Here is a 16,669-nt window from a genome sequence, read left to right as displayed (position 1 = left end):
GGATTTAGAAGTGAGACACGCTACAAAACCGCGATAATGTTCTATCTGGGTGGACTAACTCTGAAACATTAACCCACCGTAAAAGGTGAAGACCCTTGGACATCCAGTTTCAAGGAAAGAGTTTAGGATGGGGCACCTCCGAGCTCCGCTCGGGCATGTTCAACAGTTTGTTCTACGACACCTGTCGCTTTCTTCCGTGTCGTAGTTTTCAAATTAACGCGACATATAAAACGCCGCTACAGACCAGTCATATTGAGCACCTCGGCATTTTCTGTCAATGTCAATATTCCATAAAAAGCGACATGTGTCGCAATGTTCGGAGATACGCGATAACCCTAAAAACCAATAAAATCAACAGATTACAGCCCATACTTAAAACAATGTTTTAATGCTTGTAATCTTCGGATTTCTTGTAATTTCCAGCAATTGCGACAGCTGTCGTAAAACCACGAAATTTCCGCAAAAAGCGACAGATAGCAAACCGTAGAAACACTGGGTTGGTTTCACCAACCGCTCTCTGTTTGCTGGCAAGCTGTGTTTTTTGTGCCTGCTCCGTTAAGCCCGCAATACCTCGTTGCTTTGTTGTATGTGATGACTCTCTTCAAGGGTTAGGGTCACCGTGGGTAGTGTTATTCTATATCGCGAGGGGCGTGTAATAAGCACTCCGTAGCGGAGTGCGTTATTTTCAGATAATGCAAAACCCCTAAAGCACTGCTATTGCACTTTAGGGTTTGGGATTGGAATTACAGCTAGAGGGCCATGCGTAAAGTTCGGCCACTAAGGCTCTTCCTCATGCTGCTTATCGTTGAGGCTGTGTATTAAGTAATAGGCAACCGCCATAGCCAGTGTTACGGCCGCGATGGCGAACACATAAACAGCCTCTATTTCGCTGAAGTCGAGAATAATTACTTTCCGGGCAATGGCCATCAGCGCGGTGGCGATAACAATTTTTACGTGAATGACATCATCACGCAGGTAAATGGTGATGTTGACGAATATCTCTATCGCGATCAGCACCGCCATAAAAGCACCAAAGGTGGCCAGCATATCGGATATGGTCAGAATAAATTTCGGTGCCGCCACCAGCTTTTCATAGAGTGTCCACGCAACATCTACCACGCCCATCACGATGACAAAAACCATCATGATGGAGAGCAGCCGAACGGAAAAACGAATAACCTTTTTCAGCTGCTTTATGAGACGTTCTTCATTTTTAACCATTAGGTTTCTTTATTCCTCAGTTTTACGTCGGCTGCACGTTGGGCAGCAAACAGATTGCCAGGTTGTGTCGCTTCGGGGATCAGCAGCACATCGGCGTTGGCTTTGCTCAGTAACTGTTGAGCATTGGCACCCAGGGTGCCGCTGCCGTGTTGCGAGATACCGGCGACAACCAGTTGCGGGCTCAGCTGATTGCACAACTCTGCCAACGCCTCCGCAGAACCGGCCGCGCTCACCTGGCAACGCACTGCAGCACCGGCCAGCTCTGCCGCCTGGGCATAGTCTTTAAGGTACGACAGCCGTTGTTGTTTATCAGCGCGGGAGATGCGCGCGATGTCCATCTCGTTCAGGCGCAGCCACTTTTTCAAAAACTGCTCGTTGCCGTTCATCCAGCCGTGCAGCAACAACAGCTCTACCCCCTGGCCGGCGGCCAGCTGCGATGCGGTAATCACCAGGATTCGATTAAAGCGATCGGCGTGGCGGTTATTCACCGGAATATCCAGTGCGCCCAAAATCATACCGCTATCGGGCTGGGCTGCGCTTACCGCCCACACCGGCACACTGGCTTGGCTGATCAGGCTGGCGGCCTGGTCACGCTCGGCGCAGTCGCTGGCTGCCAGGTGCGCCGGCAACAGCAGCAAATCGGCAGACAGCTTGTGTGTAAGCTGCTGAACCTGCTGCACCATCAGCTCGCGACCTGCGTGGTATTCAAAGCGCAAACAGGGAAACCGTTGCTGCACCTGAACGGCCATGCGGTCGAGCGTTTCAAACTTCAGGTACTGCGCCATTTTCAGAATTTGCGCTTGCTGGTCGCGCAGCTCTGCTGAGTCGGCATGGATCACCGCGGGTGTGTTATTAACCGCAACCAGATGCAGCGTTGCATTACGGGCGTTCAAAAAGGCAAACGCCTGATCGTATTGTTGATCCAGCGGTTGAGAACTAAAAATGGGTACAATCACGTTTGGGTCATGCATGTTGTTCACCTGCCTGTTGAGGGTTGGCTTTATCCTCCACAAACACAGGTATAAATAAAAATAGATAATTACTATTAAAGCTATAGAATAAAATCTATACATTTTGATCTGGGGTAACAGCATGCAATCGAATCGTTTAGGCACATTAAGGCAGCTTGAGATTCTTTCTGCGGTGTATCGCTTTAAATCGATCAGCAAGGCGGCGCAATTCCTGAACCTGACGCAGCCCACGCTGTCTATGCAGCTGAAAAAACTGGCCAATCAAAACGATGTACGGCTTTACGATCAAATCGGTAAGAAGCTGGTTTTTACCGAAGCCGGCGAGTTGTTAACGCACTCGGCCAATGAAATTCTGCGCGAAATTGAACAGCTGCAAACCAATCTAAGCAGCCTCAGCGGCCTGACCCGCGGCACGCTCAAGCTGGCGGTGGTCACTTCGGCTAAATATTTTATTCCGCACTTATTGGGGCCGTTTTGCGAACGCTACCCGGGCATTGAAATTCAGCTGAAGGTGGGCAACCGCGATCAGGTGGTGGCGCGCCTGGAAGAAGCCGAAGACGATTTTTATGTGTTCAGTCATGTGCCCGATTTAGCCCATATCAGCAGCAAAGAGTTTCTGCCCAACCCGCTGATTGCCATTTGCGCACCGGAGCATCCGCTGGCGCGCCAGCAAAATTTAACGCTGGCAGATTTGACCGAGCATCACTTTATTGCCCGCGAACCCGGCTCTGGTACGCGCCGTTCTATTGAGCAGTTTTTTAAAATTCACGGGCTGGAACTGAAAACCAAGATGACCATTGAAAGTAACGAGGCCATTAAGCACTGCGTGCTGGCCAACCTTGGGTTTTCCATTCTGTCGTCTCACGCGCTGAGCTTTGGTGGCGATGAAGGCACGGTTAAACTCGATGTTAAAGACATGCCCATTCCCAGCCACTGGTCGTTTGTCTGGCCGAACGGCAAGGCGTTATCGCCGATCGCCAATGTGTTTCTGCGCTATACCCAGAGCGAAGGCAACAGCGCCATGCTTAAGCCGTTTTCTTAATGCTCCGGCGGGTTGCCGGGTCATACAGGGCGGCCGGCTTATCAGAGTATTTCAGCCGCCTTTTTTTTTGATAAGCTGCGTAGCCATCGCTCTGGATGGCACCGCAATGCCGGCATCTTTGGTCGGCTCAATCAACAAAAGGTTCAGCATGCAACAGACAGCAACGATTTCGTCACCCAACCTAAAAGCGCTCTTCACCACCATTGCTCTGCTGACACTGCCACCGTTGTTCTGGGCCGGCAACTTTATTGTCGGCCGCTCGGTCAGCGGTGTAGTGCCGCCGCTCACGCTTTCCTTTTTACGCTGGGTGATCGCCAGCTTGGTGCTGCTGCCCTTTACCTGGCGCATTCTGGCTAAAGAATGGCCACTGTACCGGCAACACCGCCGCCGTATTTTACTGGCCTCGGTCACCGGCATCTGCGCCTTTAACTCGCTGATCTACGTTGGTTTGCAATCGACCACGGCCAACAACGCCATGATTCTGAACGCCTTCATTCCACTGCTGATCAGCCTGTTTGGTGTACTGTTTTTAAAACTGCAGCTGCGCGTTAATCAGTGGCTGGGCATGATTATTTCGTTCATGGGTGTGCTTGCCATTGTTTCTCACGGCAGCCTGCAGCAGCTGTTGTCGTTCAGCTTAAACCCCGGCGATATCTGGGTGTTCAGCGCTATGATCTGCTGGGCGGTTTATACCCTGACCATCAAAAACATGCCGGCGGCAATAAACCGCTATGGCCTGATGAGCATTCAAATGATGATCGGTGTTGTCATTCTGCTGCCCTTTTATCTGGGTGAGCTTACAACGGTTGGCGCGCCGCAATGGTCTTACCATGCGGCCTTTGCCCTGGCCTATGTTGGCATCATGCCGTCGGTAGTGGCGTACCTTATTTACTCGACCAGCGTCGCGCGGTTAGGGCCGGCCCGTGCCGGGCAATCGATTAATCTGTTGCCGGTGTTTGGTGTGGTGCTGTCGCTGCTGTTTCTCGGCGAGAGCATTCACCTGTACCAGCTAGCCGGCATGGCGCTGATTTTTGCCGGGCTGTTTGCCACCACCCGCAGTGCCGGCCGTGATTAACGGCAAGACAATACTACACAGCGTTCCATGTACAGCTACACTCTGTTAATGGAACAAACATAAAGTAACATCGGCCACAGAACGCACCTATGACGCAATCCACCTACATCCCTGTTGAGCATTTACAGCCCGGTTTATACATAGACCTGGAGCTCAATTGGACAGAGCACCCCTTTCTGTTTCGGTCATTCACGTTAAAGAACGATGCCGAGATTGACCAGATTAAAAAGCTGGGTCTGCGTAAGGTTAAGGTGCTCGTGCACAAATCTTCGGGGAAGGTGGTCAAAGCGGTGCTGGAGAAGGGCAATAAAGTGCCTGAGCGCGAGCAGGTCGCAACCCTGCTTGACAGTGACGATGAAGTCGACGAGGTGCTTTCAGAGCTGTGGCAGGAGAAGAAGCGCAGCCTGGATAAAGCCAGAGACTTCCGGCGCGAAAGAATTAAAACCGAGCAGCAATACCATGAAACCCAGAAGCGGGTGAATACACTCATCCGCGATCTTAAATCGGCACCGGCCAATGCCGTCAGAGATGCCTCTGAGGTGATTGAGCATATTTCGGCGCAGGTTGAAGAGGAACCCAGTATCGTTGTCAGCCTGGTCAGCCTGACCAACAATGAATTTACCGCTTCCAGCCACGCCATCAACGTCACCATTCTCACCATGGCACTGGCCAAAAGCCTGGGCTTGCCAGCGCGCGATATCAGCCTGGTTGGGCTTGCTTCTATTTTACATGACGTGGGTAAGGCACTGCTGCCACCGGCTGTGACAGATAAAAAGACGCCACTGACCGAGGCGGAAGAAAAGATCATGGAAACCCATGTCGAAAAAGGGGCTTTTCTGCTGGAGCATTTGAACATTGTGCCGGAAGAGGTGGTTAACATGATCGCTCATCACCATGTTTTTCTGGACGGTACGGGGTATCCGGAATCTGCCACCAACGCAGAGCTTTCTCACCTGACGCGCATACTGCAGGTGGCAAACCAATACGATACGCTGTGCAATCCGCACCATGAAACAGAAAGCCAAAGCCCAAAAACGGCGATGGCCAACCTCTACTCTAACTTCAAAGGCAAGCTGGATAACACTTACGTTCAGCTGTTCGTTCGCAACTTTGGCGTATACCCGCCGGGCACCATTGTATTGCTCAGTGATGAATCCATTGCGCTGGTCAGCGCTTGCAACAGCGATGACTTGCTGAACCCGACGGTGATCATTTTCAACCCGGATATCCCGGCCAAGCAGGCGCTGATGCTGAACCTGGCCGAATACCCCGAGCTGTCCATCACCAAGGCTCTGAACCGAAACGAATACACCCAGGAGATCAAAGATTATCTGGGTGGCGATTTCAGAATCGGGCTGTTCTTCAGCCAGTCAACCAGCTAACAAATACACCAACCGAATCGCAGGCAATTTTAGAACAGCATTCGCCTGCATTTCTTTCTGTTTTTGCTGATCCAAAGAGCAGCCGGCCGCGTAATCACAGCAACCCTGTTAAAGCGGATGTTCCCATGATTATCAATGCCCTTCTGTTTAACGCGCTGTGGCTTGGCCTGGTTGTAATCGGCAATGCCTTTATTCCGCTGGCAATCATTGGTCTGTGCTTTCACCTGTGCATCGTCAACAACACCCTGCACGAAGCCAAGGTGATGGCGGCGGTTGCGGGTATCGGCCTGCTGGCCGATGTTCTGCTGACCTTCGCCGGTGTGTTCGAGTTCACCGCCACACCCTACTGGTTGCTGTTCCTGTGGCTGGCGTTTGCCAGCACCATCAACCACAGCCTGAAGTGGGTTGCCAGGCTGCCCTATGCTGCGCATATCTCCGGTCTTCTTTTTGCGCCGCTCAGTTATCTGGCGGCAGAACGCCTCGGCGCGGTCAGCTTTGGCCTTTCCACCCTTTCAACCTACCTGTTACTCGGCGTGGTTTGGCTGCTGCTTCTTAATGTCTTTGTTTTGATCAGTACCGCAAGGCGATTCAATTATGCGAAATCTCTTCAGTAAGCTTCTGCTGCTGGCCGCCGTTGTGCTGGCCGGCAACGCCCTGGCCTACAAGCCTGCCAACCTTCAGCTAGTGGGCGAGGCGACGCTCAAGATCATGTTCTGGAATGTGTATCAGAGCCGGCTTTATACCCCCAGCGGCCGTTTTGAAGGCTACAACCAGCCACACGCCGGTGAGTACATGCTGGAAATCACCTACCTGCAAAACATCAAAAGCAGCGATCTGGTGGAGCAAACCTACAAGCAGTGGCAACACCTGGGCGTACCGCAAGCCGATGTTGAGCCGTTCATGGAAGAGCTGCTCAACTACTGGCCGGATGTTTCCGAAGGCGACACGCTGAGCATGCACGTTGCCAATGGCCGCACCCACTTTTATTTCAATGGCGTGCTGACCGGTGAAATTGCCGAACCGGAGTTTGGACCGATGTTCGTCAGCATCTGGCTGTCGCCGGAAACCAGCCAGCCGAAGATGCGCAAAAAACTTCTGGGAGGCGTTTAAATGAAGCCGTTGTTGATCGTTTTTTTCAGCCTGACGCTGACCGCCTGCACCACCCAACTGAGTGACTACCCGGAAAGCCAACCGGCGTTTGATCTGGCCACCTACTTCAACGGCCCGGTGACCGCCTGGGGGATTCTGGAGGATTATCAGAGCAAGGTGACGCGCCGCTTCTGTGTCGACATCATCGGCTCCTGGGACGGCAACACCGGCACGCTGGACGAAGCCTTTTACTTCGACGACGGTGAAACCGATCAGCGCATCTGGCGCCTGCAGAAGACAGCCGAAGGCCAATACACCGGCACCGCGCACGATGTAGTCGGCACTGCCAAGGGCAGCATTCGTGGCAGCGTATTCCGCTGGCAGTACAAGTTGAATGTGGATGTGGGCGATAAAACCTATCAGCTGTTTCTGGACGACTGGATTTACCAGATCGACGAACACCGCCTGTTTAACCGCACCAAAATGAAAAAATTTGGCATTCAGGTGGCCGAGCTTTCCATCTTCTTCGATAAAGAAGCGCCGGTCAGCCGGTGCCGCAATACGCCATTGCTGCCAACAGCCGGTCTTGAATAGCAGGCGGTGCCGAACAATCGGCAACCGCCTGAGCAGGGTTACTCCAGTAACGAGAACCTTGCCTTCAGGTGCGCCAGGTTCTGCGCTAAATCGGTCACCTGGCCGGTTTTCGCTTGCCGTTCCAACGGCGCGAGTTGAAAAGGCTCGATCCCCAGCGGTGACAGGTTCACCGGCAGGCTTTCGAAGCTGTTGTTAAACACCACAACATCGACGACATCCCCCGCCTGCCAGCGCTCATATTGCACCTGCCAGCTGCCCTCACTGAAGGTCAGAGACAGCAGCGGCGTTTGTGCCAGCGACGAAAGGTAGGCCGCCAGTGCGTTCACATCCTGCTCACTGAACAGGCTGGCCAGAGGCTGCATGGGTGCCACCTGCTGCAGGCTTTGCTGCAACGATTCCAGCGAGGCACCGCGAATGTAACCACCGGCCTGGCCGGCACCGTCAGCCACCGGGCCGTGACAAACGGCACAACCATAGCCGCCGGAGGTTAAAAACAGCTCTCGCCCGTATTCCAGCTGCGCGTCACTGGCCCAAACAGCCGCGCAGAGCAGCGGAAGCATCAGCCATGCTATGCGCATGGTTAATACTTCCGGTACAGCGTGAAGCGGTTGTCTTCGTGAAAGGCGATAACGTTGAAATCTTTATAAGATTGCCCCGGTCGCGCCATACCCGGCGAACGCGCTGGCATGCCCGGCACCGCTAAGCCCCTGGCGCCCTGCGGTGGGTTTTCAAGAAACGAAAGGATATCTGCTTCCGGGATATGGCCTTCAAAAACATAGCCATTAATGACCGCAGAGTGGCACGAAGCCAGCTGAGGCGGTAAGCCCAGATCATCCTTAATGCTCTGAAGACTGTCACTGTGATGCACGGTCACCTCATGCCCGGCCTCTTCCATAATAGAGACCCACTGTGAACAGCAGCCGCAGGTGGGCGATTTATAAACGGTTATGCTTTCGGCCATGGCAAAAACAAAAATTTGAATGCCGGCAACCAGCATCAGACGGAATGAATTCATAAAAACTCCTGAAACGAATTGTTAATTAACGTATTTAAAAGAAGGGCGCGTTTCAGGCGATAGGAGGGCGTTGCCAAAGCTCCCGGGGCGCAGACACCCCAAAAACAGCGAGCACGGTCAATTGCGTTGCCGCCGGCGGCAGCAGGTTAAAACTGAAGGTGGCCGGCAGGGCAATGGACACCACACAACAGGAGGCCTGCGGGCACTGACCAGCGTCACAGCTGAGATCTGCATCGCAACCTGCGACCACAGGCATCGTCTGGTCGGCAGCTTGGGGTTGCATCACAGTGACATGCGCCATCTGATCGGCGCAGGCCGTCAGCGGCTCGCCGGCATTGCTGAAGCTGGAAACAGGCAAAAGCATCACGCTGAACATTACAGCGCTGGCGAAAATAGAGATTAATTTTCTGTAGCTTTTAGTGATCATGCAGATTCCTGTGGGTTGCCTGCAGTTTACCAAACTGATGCTCAAACGGGGCTGATTTATTTAAGGGCACCTCTAATAACTCTGATATATCTCTGGCCTTCAGGAAAAACAGCTGACTAGGCGCGGTTCGCAGCGAATGTCGAGACCTTTGCAAGAATCGCAACAACGACAGATGTTTTTCCTGAAGGCCCCAAAGGGCGGTCCTAAAAAGCCCATCGACTGCGTTGACGATTTCAAAAGATAGAATAACTATGATTTTTCATCGTCGCCTTGCCGCTGAGCTTTTTAGACTCCGCAGAGACATATCAGAGTTATTAGAGGTGCCCTTAAAATAATTTGCCAAGCATTTTATGTAAACGCTGTTTAAAGCCCTTGACGTTAGAGCGGCTCTAAATGACATGCTGAAGGCGATTAACTGTTAAGCAGGAGGCTCCCCCTTGAGCAGCCACGTTATTATCCCGGTGAACGGCTTGACCTGCGCAGCCTGCGTTAACCGGCTGGAAAAATCCCTCAGTAAACGGCCCGGCGTGGAGCAGGCCAGCGTGAACCTGGCGCTGGAAACGCTCGATCTGCGTGTCGATTCCAACCGGCAACTGGCCGAGGTTGCCCAGTGGATTGAACAGGCAGGCTTCAGTACCGAAACCAGCCGCGCGCAGATGAATGTTGCCAATGTCACCTGTGCCGCCTGTACCGCGCGCATAGAAAAAGCGCTGCGGCGTATGCCCGGCGTTGTCTCGGTTTCGGCCAACCCGGCGACCAGTCAGATTCAGGTTGAATGGACCGAAGGCGTCTGCTCGCAGGCACAGATTCAGGAGCGCCTGGCCGCCATCAACTACCCCGTGGTTAAAGCCAGCAGCGCCGAAAAGACCCATCAGGATTCACACACGCAACTGTTGCAGCAGGCGCTGATCGGCCTTGCGCTGAGCTTACCTATGGTCATCGGCATGGTCGCCAGCATGATCGGGCTGCCGTGGATGCTGCCCGGCTGGTTGCAGTTTGCACTGACCACGCCGGTGCAGTTTTGGCTGGGTGCCCGCTTCTATAAAGGCGCTTACCACGCGCTGAAAAACGGCGGTGCCAACATGGATGTGCTGGTGGCGCTGGGCACATCGGCCGCCTATGGCTACAGCCTGTACCTGTGGCTGGTGGTGGGCAGTCATCACCTCTACTTTGAAGCCGCGGCCGTGGTCATCAGCCTGGTGATGCTCGGTAAATGGATGGAGGCACGCGCCAAAAACATGGCCGGCGATGCCATTCATCAGCTGATGGCGTTGCAGCCACCGGTGGCGCAACAGTGGCAGGCCGGGCAATTGATAGAGACGCCGGTTTCACAACTGGCGGTGGGCGATGAAATTCAAATTCAGCCGGGCGATACCGTCCCTGCCGATGGCATTATTATTTCCGGCACAACTGCGGTGAACGAGTCGATGCTGACCGGGGAAAGTCTGCCGGTGAGCAAGGCGGCCGAAGATACCGTTCTGGCCGGCACCCGTAATATGGACGGCAGCGTACGCGTGCGTGTGCATAAATCACCGGAGCATTTCCGCCTTAAGCAGATTGTTTCACTGGTCAACAACGCGCAGATGCAAAAGCCGGAAATCCAGAAGCAGGTCGATAAAATTTCCGCCGTGTTTGTGCCGGTGGTGGTCGCCATTGCGGTGCTCACCTTTGCATTGCAAAGCTGGCTGGTCTCGTTCGATGCCGCCGTGGTGGCGGCCGTCAGCGTGCTGGTGATTGCCTGCCCTTGCGCGCTCGGGCTGGCTACGCCAACAGCCATTATGGCCGCTACCGGTGTCGGTGCCCGCCGCGGGGTACTGGTGCGCGATATCAATCAGCTGCATCTTTTGCAGCGCGCCGGCACCATCGCTTTCGATAAAACCGGCACCCTCACCGTGGGTACGCCACAGGTGCAGAATTTGGAAAACTGGTCAGCCACGCCGGCCCTGCTGGCGCTGGTTAAACAGGCTCAGCAGCAAAGCCAGCACCCACTGGCGCGGGCCATGGTCGAGTCGCTCAAGGATGCCGACGCCAGCAGCGATGAGATGACGTTCGAAAACGTCTCCGGCCGAGGTGTAATTGCCTCAACGCTGCAACACCGGCTGATCATCGGCAACCAGCGGCTGTTCAGCGAACAGGGCCTGACGCTCGAACCACCTCACTTTGAACATCTGGCCGGCGACGCCACCCCGGTTTGGGTGGCCATGGATGATCAGCTGATGGCCCGCTTCGATATTTCGGATGCCATCCGTGCTGAATCAGCCGGGCTGATTCAATGGCTGAAGCAGCGCAACTGGGCAATCTGGTTGCTCACCGGCGACCGCAAAAGCGTGGCCGACTCGGTGCAGCAAACCCTGGCGCTGGATCACCAGATGGCCGAATTACTGCCCGAGCATAAATCGCAGGCCGTGATTCAGCTGCAGAAAAAGGCCAGCCCGGTGGTGATGGTGGGCGATGGCATTAACGATGCCCCGGCTCTGGCGCAGGCCGATGTCAGCATCGCCATGGGCAGTGGTGCCGATGTTGCGATGGAAACCGCCGGCATTACCCTGATGCGCCCGGATATTAACCTGGTGGCCGAGGCCATTCAGATTGCACAAAAAACCCAGCAGAAGATTTATCAGAACCTGTTCTGGGCCTTTATTTACAACTGCATTGGTATTCCGCTGGCGGCCTTTGGCCTGCTCAGCCCTATTGTTGCCGGTGCGGCGATGGCGTTTTCCAGTGTCAGCGTGGTCAGCAGCTCGGTGTTGCTGCTGCGCTGGAACCCAAAAAGCCTGTCTGAACATCAACCTGAAGGAAACAACACATGATTGAACTGAAAATTGAAGGGGCAACCTGCAACGGCTGCGTGAAGTCTATCGAAAAAGCACTGACTCAGGTAAAGGGCGTGGAAGGTGTTAGCTTTTCACTGGAGACCAAGCTGGCGCAAATTACCGGCAATGCCGATAAAGAAGCGCTGACAGAAGCCGTTGAAATGGCTGGGTTTGATGTGATCGAAAGCTGAGCCACTAGTGCCCACCGGCACTGGCAGCTTCGCCGGTGTCGGCTTCTATTGCAGTAAAGCCGGCCTTTTGCTGCAGCAGGCGGCCTTCCATATCGGTGGCCGGCATGGGCCGGTCGTAGTAATACCCCTGAAAGGCATCGCAACCGTTTTCGAACAGGAAGTTGGCTTCCTCCAGGGTTTCCACACCTTCGGCAATAACCGCCACACCCAGGTGTTTGGTCATGGCAATAATGGTATTCACAATGGCGGCATCGTTCGGGTCGGTAAACAGGTCGTTGATGAACGATTTATCGATCTTCAGCTTTGAAATGGGTAGCTTGGTCAGGTATTGCAGTGACGAATAGCCGGTGCCGAAATCATCGATTGAAAACTTGATGCCCAGAGTTTTCAGCTCTTTCATCAGCTCCACCACTTCATCGATATCGCGCATGATCACGCTTTCGGTAATCTCCAGCTCAAAGCGCTCGGCATTTACGCCGCAGGTTTTTACCGCCTCGGTCACTGTCTCCAGAAAGCCTTCCTGCAAAAACTGATTGGGGCTGATGTTAATGGCCAGTTGCGTGTTTAACCCCTTCGATTGCCACACCGAAAGCTGCTGTAAACCATGGCTCAACACCCATTTGCCCAGCGGGTGTATCAAACCGGTCACCTCGGCAACCGGGATAAACTCTTCCGGGCTGATACGGCCATTGGTTGGGTGATTCCAGCGGATTAACGCCTCTGCACCAAAGATCTCCCCGTTGTGATTCACCTGCGGCTGATAGTGCAGCTCCAGCTGGTTTGGGTCGCTTTCCAACGCGTGGCGCAAGTCCTCTTCTATATGCATACGCCGCAAGGCCAGCTTTTGCATATCGGCTGCAAAGAACTGCACCAGGTTACGGCCGTCTTCTTTGGCTTTATACATGGCCAGGTCAGCCTGCTTAATCAGATCATCGGCGCTGTCATTGGCGTGATGAAACAGCGCAATGCCAATACTGGGCGAAGAATGCAAGCGGCGCTCTTCAATAACGTAGGGTGACGAAAGCTGCTTACGCAGCGCCTCGGCGACCGACAGTGCGTTTTCTGCAGCCACACCGACGTTCTCATCCAGATCGGTGAGAATCACCACAAACTCATCACCACCGACCCTTGCCGGGGTATCGCCCTTTCTAAGATGAGAGCGCAACCGATGGGCAACCTCTTTCAGAAGCATATCGCCGGTGGTATGGCCGAGTGAGTCGTTAATGGTCTTGAAATGATCGAGATCCAGATACAGCAATGCACCGGTTTTAAAGGTTCGCGAGCAGCGGTTCAGCTCTTTGCTCAACTGCTGCATCAGCATGCGCCGGTTAGGCAGGCCAGTCAGGGCATCATAAAAGGCATGCTGCTCTACCTCTTTGTTTTTCGCCTGAATCTGCAGATTACTGCGTTCTATCTGCCCGATCATTTCATTGAAGTTATCAATGATCTGGCCGACTTCATCGTTCTCACCCTTTTCAATGCGGTGAGAAAAATCATTGCTGGCCGAAATGTTTTTCATGCCCTGCACCAGGTTTTCAAACGGACCGGCAATACGCCGTTGCAGCCTTCGCGCCAGCAGGTAAACGAAGAACAGTACCACCAGCAGTATCGCCAGCGATGACAGCAGGTAACGTAAAATTTGCAGCCATAAACTGGCAAGGCTCACTTCAATGCAGAGCATGCCGATGGTCTCGCCATCCAATTCAATCGGGCTGGCGAGATTCAGCCGGCCCAGGGTAAAGTCGTGACCTGGCTCCAGCACAGAATAGTCATGATGGCTGCTGTCTATTTCGTGTGCTGCTTTAAAGTCTGGGTTGTCATAGCTCGCAAACGCCTGTGCATCTTCAGCTATTTCATATATTTGCGCATGGATGATATCGGCATCGAAATCCATGGATTGCAACAGCCGGGTTGCGGTTTGGGCATCGCCAAAGCTCAATGCCGCGGTAACGTGGGTGCTGATGACATTGGAAAGTATCTGTACGCGGTCTAACAGCGCATTACGGGTATTGTTCACCTCGACGGAAACCGAAATTGCGGTTGTCAGCAGCAACGCGAAGGCCGCAACCGAGACGATCATCCAACGGATCTTCGCTGCAACGGAGAGGTTGTGCAGCCCGGGCATATCAGCGCCCCCCCACTATGGTGGCCAGCTCCAGCAGCGGCGAGGCAATGTTCAGCTCAACCGCTTTTGCTGCCTTTACATTGATACGAAAGCCTATTTGCTGGTTCGCATTGGTCAGCTCAATCATGCCGCCAAAGCTGGCGAAATTCTGAATATCGCTGATCGTCAGCACAGGGCTGTAGGAGGTTGCCAGTAAAATGCGGTTAAGGTGACCGTTCGCGCTGGTGGCAATAAACAGCACATTACAATCGTTCAGATCAGTGGTAATGCGCGAGCGGTAGCGGATGGTGATCGGCTGGTTGTTCACCAGCTCGCCCGTTAGCTTATCCAGGGCCTCACCAAAGGGGTTCTGGCCATAAACACAAATGTTGAAGGTGGTGCCGGAGTCTTCCGGCCAGGTTACAAACTTAGCGAGTTTGTATATCAGTACCGCTTTCAATTCGTAATCACGCAGTTGATCCTGAGCAACCAATTGGGCGCTCATAAAAACCAGAAGGATCAGTGTTACTGCTTTTACCGTGATTGCGAATCTTTTCATAACATGCCACATACTCCGTGCATTGATAGAATTGCGCTAAAACTCCCAACGAAGTTTTGCGTACACCGAGCGCTGCATCTCGGTCGGTGATGAATAGAGTTCGCCGATGTACTCCATGTGGTAACTGTCGGTGAGATTGTTGCCGACTATGGAAAGCTCCATGCCCGGCATAATTTTGCGCGCCAGGCGGGTGTTCAGGCTGATGTAGCTGTCTACGCTGGTATCGGTGGTGTTGCTGGGTTTTTCAATCTCACTGACGAAGTACAGCCAGGTATCCCATTCCCATTTCGCACCGGCGTTAATCGACGACTGCAGCGACCAGATGTGCTCTGCCGAGGCGGCCTCAACGTTGTCATCGCTCGTTAAGTCGAGGCTGTCATCGGTTTTATCCATTTCTATCTGCACCAGGCCGTAATTGGCCTTCAGCTGCCACCAGGGCTTGGCCTGCCAGACGGTGGAAAACTCAACGCCGTAGGTGTAGCCATACAGGTTGTTGTCATAGTAGAGCTCGGTCGCTGAAACCAGTTCGTAGGATTCATAGTTATCGTACTGATTGAAAAACAGGCTGGCGTCGAAGGTCAGCCGGTTACTGCCGTGATAGCGGTAGCCAAGCTCATAGGCAATCAGCTCTTCTGCTTCCAAAGAGCTGCCACTGGAAAGCGTCATGGTGGGCGTGGTGAGCAACACGCTGGAGTCTTCTAAAAAAGAAGGCGTGCGTACCGCTCGGGAAACACTGGCCCACACACTTTTACCCGCGGCCGGAATCCACAGCAGGCGTGCCGATGGCTGTACTTCAAATTCGGTAAACGAGTTGTACTCCAGTTTGGTGCCCAGCGTCAGGGTCAGGGTATCCGGCACCAGGGTGATTTCATCCTGAACAAAGGCGCTGTACAGATCCAGCGTCTGGTCTTCCGGCAGCATCTGAATGACATAGCTGTTGTCATATTCGGCATCAATGTGGCGATAGCCCATGCCCCAAAGGACCGAATGCTTACTGCCGGGGCTGACATGGTGCTGGAAGTCTAAATCGTAGGTATCGTGCTGCTGGCCAATGTATATTTCATCGCGCTCGGTGTGATCCCAGTACATCTGCAGTTGTGCGCTGGCCTGATCGTCAAATGAATGCTCCCAGCGGCCCAGCACATTCCAGCCGGAGGCTTCATAGTCATCTTCCACGCCAAACTGCACGACTTCTGTTGTCGGCACATAGAGCGTACTGATCAGCTGGTTTTCATCCGCCTGATAGGCATCGCCCTGAAGCGTCCAGCGGTCATCGTGGTCAACCGTGCCATCAATACGGAAGCCGGCACTGGCAATCTGCCAGTCGTCGTTGGCATCCTCGCCATCTTCCCAGAGGGTGTTTTCTCCGTAGCCGCGGCTTTTTACATACACCCGGCTGTGGGTGTTCTCGTTCAGTTCAGCGCCATAGCGAAAGTTGGCTTCATGCTCCAGATAGGTGCCGGTGGCAACCTCGATCAGACCGCCCTGGGTCTGGTCGGCTGACAGCGTAATAATATTAATAACGCCGTTTACCGCATTCGCCCCCCAGAGCGCGGCTCCGGGGCCTCGGATAACCTCAATGCGGTCGATGTCGGCCATCATGACATCCAGCGTATCCCAGTAAACACCGGAAAACGAAGGGATGTAGACCGAACGGCCGTCGATCAGCACCAGCAGCTTGTTGCCATAGCGGGAAGAAAGTCCGCGGCTGCTGACCATCCATTTATTGCCGTCAATTGAGGCGACATGCAGGCCCGGTACCATGCGCAGCGCTTCCGGAATCGACGTAAAGCCGTGCCGGCGAATCTCTTCGCTGGTCACCACATAGACCGCAGCCGGTGCACTGAGCAAATTTTGCTGATGCCGGGAAACCGATGTCACCTTGGTATCGAGAAGATCCTGCAGCGACAGATCCAGTAAATCTTCAACGTCTGATGCCTGAACCGCCGACCCAATCATGGCCAGAATCACCGCAGCCAAACAACCTGAATACGAAGCCAGGCCGCCGCGCAGTGAACGCGATGGATGGTTCATCGGGAACTCCTTCTGTAGATTTGATGATCCGAACAACGTCACGTTAAAAGCATGCCGGCACCCTTAAACGGCGAAACCTGCAACTTTCCTTATAAACTCAGTGTAGTTATCAAATTGAATAGCGCATAAATCGAACAGTATTCGTGGATGCA

At 53.7% G+C, this 16,669-nt stretch carries 16 protein-coding genes; 8 read left to right on the top strand and 8 right to left on the bottom strand.

What is annotated here, in order from left to right:
* Positions 1-777 precede the first annotated feature (777 nt).
* Both BCF53_RS17040 and BCF53_RS17035 read right to left on the bottom strand, forming a co-directional pair.
* The gene (locus BCF53_RS17040) at positions 778-1,221 is read right to left on the bottom strand and encodes a phosphate-starvation-inducible PsiE family protein (RefSeq protein WP_132703585.1); all 444 of its coding nucleotides are present in this window, start codon (positions 1,219-1,221) and stop codon (positions 778-780) included.
* A complete protein-coding gene (locus BCF53_RS17035) occupies positions 1,221-2,192 on the bottom strand; it encodes a universal stress protein (RefSeq protein WP_165901967.1) in 972 nt (323 codons plus the stop codon). The genes BCF53_RS17040 and BCF53_RS17035 overlap by 1 nt, the downstream gene beginning before the upstream one ends.
* 121 nt (positions 2,193-2,313) lie before the next feature.
* On the opposite strand from BCF53_RS17035, the gene BCF53_RS17030 reads away from it, so the two are divergent.
* The 6 genes from BCF53_RS17030 (at position 2,314) to BCF53_RS17005 (ending at position 7,374) form a co-directional block, all read left to right on the top strand.
* Positions 2,314-3,234, top strand: a complete 921-nt coding sequence (locus BCF53_RS17030; RefSeq protein ID WP_132703581.1) for a LysR family transcriptional regulator — start codon at positions 2,314-2,316, stop codon at positions 3,232-3,234.
* A gap of 67 nt (positions 3,235-3,301) precedes the next feature.
* Complete coding sequence (locus tag BCF53_RS17025; RefSeq protein ID WP_207902768.1) at positions 3,302-4,309, top strand: DMT family transporter; 1,008 nt, start codon at positions 3,302-3,304, stop codon at positions 4,307-4,309.
* 89 nt (positions 4,310-4,398) lie between these two features.
* Positions 4,399-5,691, top strand: coding sequence for an HD-GYP domain-containing protein (locus BCF53_RS17020; protein WP_132703579.1), 1,293 nt, complete (start codon positions 4,399-4,401; stop codon positions 5,689-5,691).
* A gap of 125 nt (positions 5,692-5,816) precedes the next feature.
* Complete coding sequence (locus BCF53_RS17015) at positions 5,817-6,305, top strand: DUF2878 domain-containing protein (protein WP_132703577.1); 489 nt, start codon at positions 5,817-5,819, stop codon at positions 6,303-6,305.
* Positions 6,286-6,801: a chalcone isomerase family protein gene (locus tag BCF53_RS17010; RefSeq protein ID WP_132703575.1), complete on the top strand. Its 516-nt coding sequence runs from the start codon at positions 6,286-6,288 to the stop codon at positions 6,799-6,801. Before BCF53_RS17015 ends, BCF53_RS17010 begins: the two co-directional genes overlap by 20 nt.
* Positions 6,802-7,374: a DUF3833 domain-containing protein gene (locus tag BCF53_RS17005; RefSeq protein ID WP_132703573.1), complete on the top strand. Its 573-nt coding sequence runs from the start codon at positions 6,802-6,804 to the stop codon at positions 7,372-7,374.
* Positions 7,375-7,412: 38 nt separating this feature from the next.
* On the opposite strand, the gene BCF53_RS17000 is transcribed toward BCF53_RS17005, so the two are convergent.
* The 3 genes from BCF53_RS17000 to BCF53_RS16990 are packed head-to-tail and all read right to left on the bottom strand — an operon-like array spanning position 7,413 to position 8,816.
* Entirely contained in the window at positions 7,413-7,952 is a 540-nt protein-coding gene (locus tag BCF53_RS17000; protein ID WP_132703571.1) for a c-type cytochrome, read from the bottom strand.
* A gap of 2 nt (positions 7,953-7,954) precedes the next feature.
* A complete protein-coding gene (locus BCF53_RS16995) occupies positions 7,955-8,389 on the bottom strand; it encodes a DUF411 domain-containing protein (protein ID WP_132703569.1) in 435 nt (144 codons plus the stop codon).
* A gap of 52 nt (positions 8,390-8,441) precedes the next feature.
* A complete protein-coding gene (locus BCF53_RS16990; protein WP_132703567.1) occupies positions 8,442-8,816 on the bottom strand; it encodes a hypothetical protein in 375 nt (124 codons plus the stop codon).
* 437 nt (positions 8,817-9,253) lie between these two features.
* Between BCF53_RS16990 and BCF53_RS16985 the strand changes: the two genes are divergently transcribed.
* Together BCF53_RS16985 and BCF53_RS16980 are read left to right on the top strand one after the other, a co-directional pair.
* On the top strand, positions 9,254-11,626 hold the full coding sequence (locus BCF53_RS16985) for a heavy metal translocating P-type ATPase (protein WP_132703565.1): 2,373 nt from the start codon (positions 9,254-9,256) through the stop codon (positions 11,624-11,626).
* Positions 11,623-11,820, top strand: a complete 198-nt coding sequence (locus tag BCF53_RS16980) for a heavy-metal-associated domain-containing protein (RefSeq protein WP_132703563.1) — start codon at positions 11,623-11,625, stop codon at positions 11,818-11,820. The genes BCF53_RS16985 and BCF53_RS16980 overlap by 4 nt, the downstream gene beginning before the upstream one ends.
* Before the next feature lie 4 nt (positions 11,821-11,824).
* On the opposite strand, the gene BCF53_RS16975 is transcribed toward BCF53_RS16980, so the two are convergent.
* Genes BCF53_RS16975 through BCF53_RS16965 form a run of 3 tightly spaced genes read right to left on the bottom strand, consistent with a single transcriptional unit; the run spans position 11,825 to position 16,517 of the window.
* Positions 11,825-13,945: a putative bifunctional diguanylate cyclase/phosphodiesterase gene (locus BCF53_RS16975; RefSeq protein WP_132703561.1), complete on the bottom strand. Its 2,121-nt coding sequence runs from the start codon at positions 13,943-13,945 to the stop codon at positions 11,825-11,827.
* Position 13,946: 1 nt separating this feature from the next.
* Positions 13,947-14,483: a YfiR family protein gene (locus BCF53_RS16970; RefSeq protein WP_165901966.1), complete on the bottom strand. Its 537-nt coding sequence runs from the start codon at positions 14,481-14,483 to the stop codon at positions 13,947-13,949.
* A 36-nt stretch (positions 14,484-14,519) separates the two neighbouring features.
* Positions 14,520-16,517 (bottom strand): TonB-dependent receptor plug domain-containing protein, encoded by a 1,998-nt coding sequence (locus tag BCF53_RS16965; RefSeq protein ID WP_132703557.1) that lies wholly within the window; start codon positions 16,515-16,517, stop codon positions 14,520-14,522.
* Positions 16,518-16,669 lie beyond the last annotated feature (152 nt).

The sequence above is a fragment of the Reinekea marinisedimentorum genome (assembly GCF_004341165.1).
In the GTDB taxonomy this organism is placed as follows: Bacteria; Pseudomonadota; Gammaproteobacteria; order Pseudomonadales; family Natronospirillaceae; genus Reinekea; species Reinekea marinisedimentorum.
This window is presented reverse-complemented; position numbering and strand designations above follow the sequence as displayed.